The sequence below is a fragment of the Rhodoferax sp. genome (genome assembly GCF_028689295.1).
Taxonomy (GTDB): domain Bacteria; phylum Pseudomonadota; class Gammaproteobacteria; order Burkholderiales; family Burkholderiaceae_C; genus Rhodoferax.
On record NZ_JAQTWL010000008.1, the window covers coordinates 138,930 to 150,478 of the forward strand.

Below are 11,549 nucleotides of genomic sequence, written 5' to 3' on the forward strand. Positions count from 1 at the left end.
GTGTCACTTCTCTATCGTGACCAACTTCACATTGAGCAGGGTTTGCGCCGGCAGTTGCTCCCTTTTGAACGCACGCATGGCGTACAGCACACCCTGATAGCCCTGCTCTGCGGCCTGCTGGTCGATGCTGGCCACGAGCGTGCCCTGGCTGATGGCGGTACGGGCTTCGGCCAATGCGTCGAAACCAGCGACTTTGACCTTGCCATGCCCGCTGTCGGCCAGATATTTCAACACGCCAAGTGCCATCATGTCGTTGGCGGCGAAGATCAGGCCGATATTCGGGTGCTTGGCAAAGATGGACTTGGTGACCGTATATGCCTCATCGATCTTCCAGTTGGCCGATTCGCTGGCCACCAGTTTGACCGCCCGATTGCTGGCAAACGCGCGTACCGCACCGTTCTTGCGCGCCTGGGCGTTTTCCGCCGTACGAATACCTTCGATAATGGCTGCCTGGGTCGGTTTGGTGACTCCGGCAATAAGGGTCTTGGCCGACAAGAATCCACCCTGCTCGTTGTCGACACTGATGAACGGGACTACGGCCGAACCGGCGTCTTTCAGCTGCTTGGGGTCCAGACGCGCGTCGATGTTGACCACTGCAATGCCTGCATCTCGCGCCTTTATGACTGACGGGATCAGGTGATAGGCGTCAGCCGGCGCCACCACCAGGGCATCAATCAGCTTCTTCTGGACCAAGTCATCGACAATGGCCACCTGCTGCTCGAACGATGTTTCCTCGGCCGCCGTCTTGACGATCAAGTCCAGGTTTAGTTCAGCGGCGGCCTTGCGTGCGCCTTTTTCCATTTCAATGAAAAACGGATTGGTCAGCGTCTTCATCACCAGCGCGACTCGTACCTTCTTGACGGGTGGCGCGCTCGGCGCAGCTTGTTGCTCCGGCTGTATGCGGTCATTACAAGCAATGAGCGCCAGGGGTAGGGCCAGAGCCAATAGTCTATAAAGTCTCATGGTGCGCCATCGTTCCATTGCAGCATGTAATTATTTATTTTCGATTCCACATTTGGAAGCGTCAAAGAGGTTTTGAAGCATTTGAACCAAGATCACACTCAACATCTCAGCCCGATGGTTCCTGCTATCCACAGTTCGCGGTCATTTGACGTGTTATTGAAAGCGATCCGGTTTAAATTTTGTCTAGCCATTATGCAGCCAAATAATGATTCCTCTAATAATGTTGACATTTGTCGAATGAAAAGATGTTTTGCGCTGTCAAAAGTACTTTACGGACAGTCACGGCCGCATGGCATGGTTTGCACTGCGGGTCCGGGCGTGGGCAATATTTCAAGGTGAAATGACGCATCATTCCGTCCACGGCAAGTCCCGGTTCTGCCGCTACCTGCCCAAGAGCCGGGATAATCACCTTTAATGCATTCTTCCTTAGAGACATGAATGATCAACGTTGATTCGCCTTTGGTACCCATTCAGCAAGTCGAGAGAGAGACCGGTATTACTAAGGAGACGCTGCGCAAGTGGGAGTCGCGGTACGGATTTCCACAACCGCAACGACACCTCAATGGGGAACGCCTGTATTGCGCCGAGGACCTACACCAACTTCGGCTGATTAAAGGGCTTTTGGATGCAGGACATCGTCCAGGGAAGATCGTTGCACTCCCGTTGGACGCAATCAAACAGCTTTATGCAAAGCATACGGACAATGTCGTACCGGCTTCGGCAATGGGGTTTGTCAATCGCGTCTTTGCGAGATTGCAGGATGGAAATGTCCATGCGCTTCATCGTGAACTGGAGACGGCACTTCTGAAACAGGGGTTGAATACTTTCGTCGAGAAGACCCTGCCACCACTGATCACTTGTGTAGGTAAGCATTGGGAGAGCGGCAGTCTTGCAATTCACCAAGAGCATTTGTTTTCGGAAATTTTGCGTTCAGTGTTACAGAGTGCCGCACTGCGACTTCGGGGAAATACTGATGGCGTTAGGGTGTTGATGGCGACAGCACCCGATGAACAGCACGGAATGGGTTTGATCATGTTGCAGACCCTCCTGACTTTGGAGGGCGCTCAGTGCATCAATCTTGGGACTCAGGTTCCCCTTGTGGAAATGGTAAATAGCGCAATGAGCTACCGGGCAGAAATTGTGGCGATTTCATTTAGCTTGTCGTACGCCAGTCGAAACATTTCTCCCTTTGTTCTTAACTTGCGTCGAAATTTGCCGGCCGAAACTGCATTGTGGGCAGGTGGCGCCGGGGTTGACCGACTTCGCTCAAAGTGGCCAGGTGTGACCCGTTTCGAGCAAATTGGAAGTGCTGCCAAGGTAATCAGGAAGTCATGTTGAAAAGCCAAATTTGTACCTCATAGAGTCCATCCTTCGAAAGCTTGGCGCGCATCGGATTTCCAGCTTTTTTGGCCGACAGCGCCACAAAACCTGAATCGGTTGTAAAAAAAAACCACCCGAAGGTGGTTTCTTGTTTTGACGAGCGTTTGAACTCAGGCAAAGTTGGCTTCGGCAAAGCGCCAGTTCACCAGGTTGCCAAGGAAAGTCTCGACGTATTTCTGACGCAGGTTGCGGTAGTCGATGTAGTAGGCGTGCTCCCAGACATCCACCGTCAGCAACGCTTTGTCGCCAGTGGTCAATGGTGTGCCGGCAGCACCCATGTTGACGATGTCAACCGAACCGTCGGCCTTTTTCACCAGCCAAGTCCAGCCGGAGCCGAAGTTGCCCACGGCGCTCTTGACAAAAGCTTCCTTGAACGCAGCATAAGAACCCCACTTGGTATTGATGGCAGCCGCCAGCGCGCCGTTCGGTTCACCGCCGCCGTTGGGCGTCAGGCAGTTCCAGAAAAAGGTGTGGTTCCAGATTTGGGCGGCGTTGTTGTAGATGCCGCCGCTGGATTTTTTGACGATGGACTCGAGGTCCATGCTCTCGAATTCGGTGCCTTTTTGCAGGTTGTTGAGGTTGACCACATACGCGTTGTGGTGCTTGCCATAGTGGTATTCCAGCGTTTCCTTGGAATAGTGGGGTGCCAGGGCATCCATCGCAAAAGGCAGGGGGGGCAAAGTATGTTCCATGTGATCCTCGGTGTTGAGTTGCAAAAATGAAATTGTAAAAACTTTCAGGTGGCAGCTTACACCACTCTCAAATCAACCGTGCCGTCAACAAGGGTAGCGGTCAGGGCCTGGCCGGGCGCAGTCTGCCGGCAGTTGGCAACGGTATTGCCCTGATCGTCGGACAGCATGGCATAGCCCCGCGCCAGCACCAGATGCGGGTCGAGCAGGTTCAGGCGCAGAGTAGCCCGATCCAGGCGCTGCGCCTGCTGCTGCCAGGCGCGCTGCACAGCGGTGGGCAATTGGGTCGCCAGTCGTTGCTGGTGTTGCTCTTTTGTTTGCAAAAAATGCCGGGCTGCACTTTGCAGGCCATGGGCGCTGGCCGCCAGCCGCAGGCGCTGGCTGGCCATGCGTTCGGACGGCCGCCCCAGGCGAGCCACAGCCCGGTCCAGCCGCTGGCCCTGGCGGTCGAGCTGGCGCAGCACGGCGTCACTGAGGCGCCGCTGGGCCTGGTCCAGCGCGCCCAGCCAGGCGTCGCGCGGTTGCGCCACCAGTTCGGCCGCGGCCGTGGGCGTGGGCGCGCGCAGGTCGGCACAGAAGTCGGCAATGGTGAAGTCGGTCTCGTGACCGACGCCGCAAATGACGGGCACCGGGCTTTGTACGATGAGCCGCGCCAGTGCCTCGTCGTTGAAGGCCCACAGGTCTTCCAGTGCACCGCCGCCTCGCACCAGCAAAATCACGTCGATCGGAACCGTATTCAATTGGTACAACGCGGTCAATGCGGCCATCAACTCGGCCGGGGCATTGGTCCCCTGCACCGAGGCCGGGGCCAGCACCACCGGAATGTGCGGCACACGCCGCTGCAAGGCGGTCACCACGTCATGCAAAGCCGCCGCACCGAGCGAGGTCACCAGACCGATGGCGCGCGGCATGACGGGTAGCGCTCTCTTGCGGGCGGCATCAAACAGGCCCTGTGCTGCCAGCCGGGCCTTGAGTTTGAGGAATTCCTCGAACAGGCCGCCCTGGCCGGCGCGGCGCATGCCTTCGACAATCAACTGCAGGTCGCCACGCGGCTCATAGACACCCAGGCGCCCTTGCACTTCGACCAGTTCACCGTCGCGTGGCGCAAAGTCAAGACCGCTGGCGGCACGCTTGAACATGGCACAACGCAACTGTCCGGAGGTATCCTTCAACGAGAAGTAGCAGTGGCCGCTGGCAGCGCGCGAAAACCCGGACAACTCACCGCGCACGGTCACCGGGTTGAAGCGGGCTTGCAGCGCGTCAGTTATGGCGCGACACAGCGCACCGACCGTCCAGACTGTCCCGGACTCTGGCAAAAGAGACGGCTCAGCCATCATGCCAAAGCACCCGGCGCTAGCAACACGATAGTGAATTGCCCACAGTTTGGCGCGGACACCCAAAAACCAAAAACGCTAGCAACTGTGTGAGATTTTTCGTTGAATATCATTGATTTAATTAGATTTTTTGCTGCTTAAATTGTAATCAACGTGTTACGTATCAAAACACGCGTCAACAGCAGATGGATATTAGGGTAATTACTCACAAAGTTATCCACAGGAAATGCGAGCAGCTCACAAAGCGCAGTCCTGCGCTTCAAAAGAGCCTGATGTTATAGCTTGGGCAGCACCTCGGCCACGGCACAGGTCGCAATGTCCATGAGTTTGGCATGGCGCGGATCAGTGTTCGACAGCAGCGTCGCCACCTGCGCATAGGAGTTGTTGACGAACACTCTTCCTTCGGGAGCGTCACGTTCCACGCCATAGCGGATTTTCGAGCGTTCGGTGACGGACAGTTTGCTGATCAGCCCCTTGGTGGCCCAGATCTTGCCGAAGCGGGCCAGGTCAGATAAGCGGCCACAAATATTGATGGTTTCGCCCAGCACCACCAGTTCGAAGTTGGTGTTGGTCCTGAACGTACCGAGCCATTCCTCACCTTCACTCAGGCCGATGTTCATGTACAAGGGGTTGGTCCAACCCTTGCGCACCATCCACTCGTGGCTGATGTTTTGCATGGTTTCACGCACCTTGTTGGCGCACAGCACGGCGTTCATCAGGTAATTGCGGTCGGGCTGGGGAAAGAAGTAATAGACCATGCCGTCACCCGTGTGTTTGCCATAAGCGCCGTAATACTCCCGGAAAATCGGGTCCAGCGTGGACCAGATCTGGTTGATCAATTGAAAGTAGTCTTCGGGTGGCAACTCCGAGCAGATGCGCACCGAGTTTTGCAGGTCGGCCACCATCACGGCCAACGGCGTCAGTACCGGCAGGCGCTGGCTGAGCAAGGCGCGAATGAACGAGTCGCGCCGTGACACACAGTTGAGCAACTGGTTCACATCCTGCTTTTCAGGCACATAGACAATCAGCACGCCTTCGCGAAAGCTCAGGGCCACCACCTGGCAGGGGCCGATCTCAGGATCAGGGTGGACCAGGCCGACAATGTGCTGGATGCGGTTTTCGGGTTCAGGGCAATGGTCATAGCAATCCATCAGCCATTGCCGCTGCGCATCAGCCAGGTTACCCAGATTCTGGCTGAAGGCCTGGCGCGACAAACGACTTTTGATCGGCCCCAAATGGGCGTTGAACAAACTGGCCTGCTCCTGCTGGGGCAATGTTCCTGCCCATTCGAGCAGGGTGGGCACAATGGAGCGGTCGTTGGCCCGCTCCGGGATCGGGTTGTCGGCAAAGAATTCTTTTTGGGCCAGCGCGTTGAGCCAGATCAACTGAAACTCGAAGTTGACCATGTAAGCGGGATACGGAATGTTTTCGACCGAAACCTGAACTGATTCGCTGCGCTGGACAGAGGCTGGCGCCGTGCGTTTTTCAGAAAAAGGGGCACTGTCATTGGGCAAGGGGGCAGGCCCGGCAGCGACAGTTGGCGATGGCACAACTGCTGGCGTGGTGGCGGAGTCGGGCGCGGACGCCGTGGGGGACGGCTTGACCTTAACTGGCTCTGCCTCGTCGGCCAGTTGACGCTTGATGTCTTCCATGCTGACACCATTGCGCTTGAGTTCCTGAATTTGCCCAATGCGTTCCAGCGCCCAGTCCGGGAAATAGCCCAGGGTGGTGGGTGCTTCGCCCGGCACAGCCGCTTGCCGACGCACTTCCGGCCGGGGCAGGAGCCCGACGGCAATGTAATTGTTGAGGGTGGCACGCGAAATGCCGGCACCTTCAAGCAACGCGACGCTGGTTAACATGAAACTATCCACTGCTTTCTTTGTTAGACAACTGGACTATATAGATATACAACTGGATTGCAAGTGTCCAAGCAACAAAACTGATAAACAACCACAGCCGTGTTGTTCTCAGGCATCAGTTGTCTACAGCTGTCTAATCTATTGCCTGTAGCTGTCTAACTAAATTTACAGCTGTCCAAGCAACTGTCTGTTCAAACGACGGCGGAGTGGGCAACTTCACGGCTTGAATCGGGTCGCCACCGCGACCCCACTTCAGAGGCGCGCCCGAAACGGCTTGAGCTGTTCTTCGGACATGGCGTCGAGCACCTCGCAGGCGTAGTCGTAGCCCTGCTTGGCGATGTTGTCAAAGCGCTGCCACTGCAGCATGCCCACCCTCTCCAGCGGCGGGCTGAAGTAGAGGTCGGTCAGTCGGCGCGATTCGCTCTGGCGCGAGGTGCTGTACATGATGTTGACATTGAGCAAATAGGCCATGAACGAAGGCAGCTTGTAGCGGCGCTGCTGGCGCGGACGCAGGCGGTCGCGCAACAGCGCCCAGGTACCTGGCACTTCGTCAAACGCCACAGGCTTGGGCTTGCGCGTGCCCAGATCCATGCCGATGACCTTGCCCACGCCGCGCCGCTTGCGCATGATGCTGACCGGGAAGTTGTTGAAGGTGCCACCGTCAAACAGCAGATCACCCGCCACCGGCACCGGCGGAAAGGCGCCGGGGATGGCGGTGCTGGCCAGAATGGACTGGGTCAGTGGACCCTGGCTGATGACCTGTTCGCGGGCCTCGGTGTAGTTGCTGGCCACACAAAAGTAGTTTTTCCAGGCATCCTCGACGTCTGCCGGATGGCCGAAGACTTGCTGCAAGGCCACTTGCAGAATGCGGCGCATGCGGCGTCCGCGAATGAGCGAGATCAGTGGCAACAGGTTGAAGTCCCCCGTGGGCTTGTCGGCAAAGGCCGCGCGTGCGATCGACATCAGGCTGTCCAGCGGCTGGTCCGAGGCGACCATGGCCGCCATGATCGACCCGATGCTGGTACCGCCGACAAAGTCAACCACGATGCCGCGCTCTTGCAGCGCTTGGTAAAGCCCCAGATGCGCCAAGCCTTTGGCGCCGCCACCGGCCAGCACCAAGCCCACCGCGGTGCGGCTCTGAATACGCGCCAGCCGCGCCATGTCGCTGTCAAGCGTTGGTCGTATGTGCACATGGTCGGTAACCGGTCGGCGCGCCAGCCATTGCCTTGTCCCGTTCGGACAACGCACCGCAGCCTCGTGCAGCAGCACCAGGATTTGCGCCGCCCCACCCTGCCCGCTACGCGGCATCAGGCAGGCGCTTTCGGTTTCGTGCAGCACGGGCGGCTGGCGGGCATCGGCCAGCAGCAAAAGCTCGTCACTGTGGCGGCTGCAGCGCTGCGTCCATGCGCTGGCATCGGCATCGCCCACCAGCAGCACAAAGTCGTGCGCCAGCTCCAGTTGACCCAGGTAGGACGCAATGCGGCGGTTGGCAGCTACATCGGTGCTTGCGCTGCGCGCCAGGCCCGGCTGCTGCAGGGCTGTATCGACGTCGCTCGCAGCCACCAGGCAAACCTTGCCCATGCCCCCGAGCTGTGCCGCCAGGCGCCGGGCAAAATCAGCGCAATCCACGCCGGCAGTGACGGGCAGCAGCGCCATGGCCACCGGTGGCGGCACCGCAGTCAGCAAACCGGTGCTGGTGAGCCGCTTGATCATCTGGCGCGTCAGCAGGATGGACATTTGCGCGCTGCTGGCCAGCAGGCGGCTGAACTCGGACTTGGCCAGACGCACCAGCAAGGAGTCGCGGATGGCAACAACGGTGGCCGTTCGCGGCTCGTCGGTGTAGAGGCTCATCTCGCCAATGATCTCGCCCCGCCCCATCTCGCGCACCATGCGCTCTTCACCGCCGTCGTCCCGCACCGAGGCCCGCAGCCGTCCGCTGATCGACAAATACATGGCATCGCCGGGCTCGCCCTGGCACATCAGCATGTCACCGGCGGCCAATTCAACCCAATGCAAATGGCTCCGCAACAGCGCAATGGCCTCGGCATCGAGGTCGCTGAGCATGCGCTGCAAATGCTGGTTGAGCACCTGCTCGGGGTAATCCGTCGTCATGGGGCATCCAATCAAAGGGCGTCAGCCCCGAACAAAAAAACGAATCAGGAAGATTGCCAGATCACCAGCTGGGCAGAGCTTTCCCAACGCTCGTAATTGGCTGAATAGATGTCCTCAATGCGGTTGCGCTTGACCTTGAAGGTGGGTGTCACAATGTCGTTCTCGACCGTCCACGCGGTGGTGGCGACCACCAGGCACTTGAGCTGCTCGTGCGGATCGAGCGTTTCATTGATGGTTTTCAGGTGTTGCGCCAGCGACGCCTCAAGTTCGCTGCGGCTGTCCGGGTCTGCGGTGCGCGCCAGGGCTTCGGCGTTAAGCATCACAATGCCCAGCGGCTGACCCAGGTTGGCGCCGGTCACCACGCAGGCTTCCACCGCGTCGTGCATCACCAGTTTGTCTTCGATCGGGGCCGGCGCCACGTATTTGCCCTTGCTGGTCTTGAACAAGTCTTTCACGCGCCCGGTGATGTGCAGGCAGCCTTGCGCATCGATCTGACCCTTGTCGCCAGTGCGCAGCCAGCCGTCTTCGGTGAAGGTTTCCCGAGTCAATGCCGGTTCCTTGTAATAGCCCTGCATCAGCGCCGGGCTGCGCATCTGGACCTCGCCGGTGGCTGCATCGATGCGAATGTCAACGCCGGGGTAGGCTGGTCCCACCGAGCCCTCTTGATTTTTCCCGGCCAGCGTCAGGTTGGAGACGGCCAGGTTTTCTGTCATGCCATAACCTTCGTTGACCGGCAGACCCAGCTTGCGGTACCAGGCCAGCAGCGGAACCGGCATGGGCGCCGCGCCGCCAGCGGCAAAACGGCACTGGTCCAGCCCCAGTGCTTTTTGCACTTTGCGCCGCACCAGACCGCCAATGATGGGAATCGACAACAACCGGTTGAGCTTGGCCGGCGGCATCTTGTGGTGCACGCCATGCTGAAACTTGACCCACAGCCGTGGCACCGAAAAGAAAATGGTGGGATGCGCACGTTGCAGGTCGGTGGTGAAGGTGTCGAGCGATTCGGCAAAAAACACGTGCATTCCGGTGTACAGCCAGCCGTGCTCCACCAGCACGCGCTCGACCACATGGGCCAAAGGCAGGTAGGACAACATGCGGTCTTGCTGCGTCATGCCCACGGCAGCAGCACCGGTGGCAATCGCCCAGGCGAAATTGCCAAAACTGTGCATCACGCCCTTGGGCTTGCCGGTAGTGCCCGAGGTGTAGATCAGCGTGGCCAGCTCATCGGCCGCGCGAACCACTTCACCCTGCATGGATTGGTTGCGGGCGATGATGGCGTCCCAGCCTTCGAAGCGCTGGAGTGCATCCGGCGGCGACAGTGGATAGCTGATGCACGGCATATCCAAAGGCACGCCTGGCTTCATCAACTCCCAGTCGTCGAGTTTGCCGACAAAACAGGCGCGCGCCTCGCTGTGAGTCAAAATCTGCCTGACGGTGTCATGCCCGAGCGTGGGATACAGCGGCACCGACACATAGCCAGCCATCCAGATCGCCAGGTCGCTCATCAGCCACCAGGCACAGTTTTTGGACAAAATGGCCACTTTGGCGCCGGGTTCCCAGCCCTGGGCCTTGAGATGGGAGGCCATGCGGCGCACTTGGTCGCCTACCTGCGCCCAGGTGAAGTCCTGAATGACGCCACCGCCCATCGGCTGGGTCAGGGCTACGCGATCGGCGGCGGTTTTTTCCCAAAAATACAAGCGCGGCAAAGCCAACTGGTCAGATGTCACGGTATTCATTAAACTTGTCTCCTTGAATGATGAAAGTCATGTCCGTTGCGGGTATTTGTGGACAGTATATGAAAAGAACAATTTATTGTGAACCGTGAAAGCCTTCACAAAACCGGGAATACCCAAAGTAATCAACCCTTCCATGCGACTTATCATGAAACCTCTTGCCTCCCTGCTCTTCGCCTCCCTGCTGGGCATATCACCACTGTCTGGACAGGCACAAACCCCCACACCCGAGGCCGAGGCCCTGTTGGCAAGAGCCCTTGCGATCACGCCCGACGCCAAGCGCGGCGAGGCTGAATTTGCCGAGCAGGCCTGCACGGCTTGCCACAGAAAAGACGCCTCCGGTCGCCCGGCCACGCCAACGCCGCGGCTCTCGGGGCAACATGCCACGGTGATCATCAAGCAGGTGCTCGACATTCGCAGCGGGTTGCGCAACAACCCGCCCATGCAGCCCATGGTGAACGAAGAAGAACTGAGTCTGCAAACCCTGGCCGATATTGCCGCCCACCTGCAGGCGTTGCCAGTGGCAGGAACCATTGCCAAGGGTCCGGGGTCCGGCGTGGCGCGGGGCAAGGAACTCTTTGACAATGCCTGTTCGGGCTGCCACGGCGCTGAGGGCGAAGGCAATTCGTTCATTTTTGCGCCCATGTTGGCTGCGCAACACTACACCTACCTGTTGCGAGAACTGGGATTCATCCGCGATGGGAAGCGGGGCAACTCCAATCCGGCGATGGCCAGCCTGATCAAGACCTACACACAGGACGATTTACAGGCGGTGGCGGACTATCTGGCGCAATTGCCCCCGCCCCAACGCAGGTAGGCCGATCAATTCGGTCGAGTTCTTCGACAACCGGCGACGAGTGACGGCACCAGGTTCAAGTTCACATAGTCACTGATATCGAGCGGCCAGATAGCAAAAAGCCCAAACCTGTGAGAGTTTGGGCTTCGCTTCAAGGGCTTGGAAACCCGCTTATTTCTTACTTCTTGGCAGGCGGCAAATCGGTGCAACTGCCGTGCGCCACTTCGGCCGCCATACCAATGGTGCGCTTCGAGGCTGTCGTCAAACAGCAGCTTTGTGACACCTTCGTCGCGGCCGTTGGCAATGGCGCGGCCGGAGGCGTTCCACGGGAACAGGCCCCTCTTGACCTTGATGCCTTGCGCCTTGGCCTGGTCTTCGGTCAGGCCGACCCAGGCCACCTCGGGGTCGGTATAGGCCACGCTGGGGATGACGCGGGCGTTGAAGGCGCTGCTGGCCAAGTCTTTGTTGCCTTGCAATTCCCCGGCAATCACTTCAGCGGCGACGTGCGCTTCGTGCACCGCCTTGTGCGCCAGCATCGGCTGGCCGACGATGTCGCGGTAATCCCCCCTTTTTCCACTGGCGTCAGAAGTAGAGGGTTATGCAGCCTTTAGTAGCCGCTGCTTTGGGGTGATCCCGCCCAGGGCCATGTGAGGGCGGTCGTGATTGTAGGACCAGGTCCATTG

9 protein-coding genes and 1 pseudogene are annotated in these 11,549 nt (G+C 58.7%); 2 read left to right on the forward strand and 8 right to left on the reverse strand.

The features are described 5' to 3' along the window. Positions 1–3 precede the first annotated feature (3 nt). Complete coding sequence (locus PHF15_RS09315) at positions 4–963, reverse strand: substrate-binding domain-containing protein (RefSeq protein ID WP_300120541.1); 960 nt, start codon at positions 961–963, stop codon at positions 4–6. A 438-nt stretch (positions 964–1,401) separates the two neighbouring features. On the opposite strand from PHF15_RS09315, the gene PHF15_RS09320 reads away from it, so the two are divergent. Next, the gene (locus PHF15_RS09320) at positions 1,402–2,301 is read left to right on the forward strand and encodes a MerR family transcriptional regulator (protein WP_300120543.1); all 900 of its coding nucleotides are present in this window, start codon (positions 1,402–1,404) and stop codon (positions 2,299–2,301) included. 152 nt (positions 2,302–2,453) lie between these two features. Here the strand turns inward: PHF15_RS09320 and PHF15_RS09325 are convergent, their stop codons facing one another. From PHF15_RS09325 to PHF15_RS09345, 5 genes are all read right to left on the reverse strand, one after another. Beyond that, positions 2,454–3,035, reverse strand: coding sequence for a Fe-Mn family superoxide dismutase (locus PHF15_RS09325; RefSeq protein ID WP_300120545.1), 582 nt, complete (start codon positions 3,033–3,035; stop codon positions 2,454–2,456). Between the two features lie 56 nt (positions 3,036–3,091). After that, a complete protein-coding gene (xseA, locus tag PHF15_RS09330) occupies positions 3,092–4,369 on the reverse strand; it encodes an exodeoxyribonuclease VII large subunit (RefSeq protein WP_300120547.1) in 1,278 nt (425 codons plus the stop codon). Positions 4,370–4,641: 272 nt separating this feature from the next. Then, a complete protein-coding gene (locus PHF15_RS09335; RefSeq protein WP_300120548.1) occupies positions 4,642–6,225 on the reverse strand; it encodes an adenylate/guanylate cyclase domain-containing protein in 1,584 nt (527 codons plus the stop codon). A 252-nt stretch (positions 6,226–6,477) separates the two neighbouring features. Then, on the reverse strand, positions 6,478–8,337 hold the full coding sequence (locus tag PHF15_RS09340) for a patatin-like phospholipase family protein (RefSeq protein ID WP_300120549.1): 1,860 nt from the start codon (positions 8,335–8,337) through the stop codon (positions 6,478–6,480). Positions 8,338–8,381: 44 nt separating this feature from the next. Next, the gene (locus tag PHF15_RS09345) at positions 8,382–10,073 is read right to left on the reverse strand and encodes an AMP-binding protein (protein ID WP_300120551.1); all 1,692 of its coding nucleotides are present in this window, start codon (positions 10,071–10,073) and stop codon (positions 8,382–8,384) included. A 145-nt stretch (positions 10,074–10,218) separates the two neighbouring features. Here PHF15_RS09345 and PHF15_RS09350 point away from each other — a divergent pair, with 145 nt between their 5' ends. Next, positions 10,219–10,887: a c-type cytochrome gene (locus PHF15_RS09350; protein WP_300120553.1), complete on the forward strand. Its 669-nt coding sequence runs from the start codon at positions 10,219–10,221 to the stop codon at positions 10,885–10,887. Positions 10,888–11,044: 157 nt separating this feature from the next. On the opposite strand, the pseudogene PHF15_RS09355 reads toward PHF15_RS09350, so the two are convergent. Together PHF15_RS09355 and PHF15_RS09360 are read right to left on the reverse strand one after the other, a co-directional pair. Then, a pseudogene (locus PHF15_RS09355) lies at positions 11,045–11,420 on the reverse strand (dihydrolipoyl dehydrogenase); the annotation flags it as partial. 42 nt (positions 11,421–11,462) lie between these two features. Then, positions 11,463–11,549: integrase core domain-containing protein (locus PHF15_RS09360; protein WP_300120569.1), on the reverse strand; the 87-nt coding region annotated here is incomplete at its 5' end.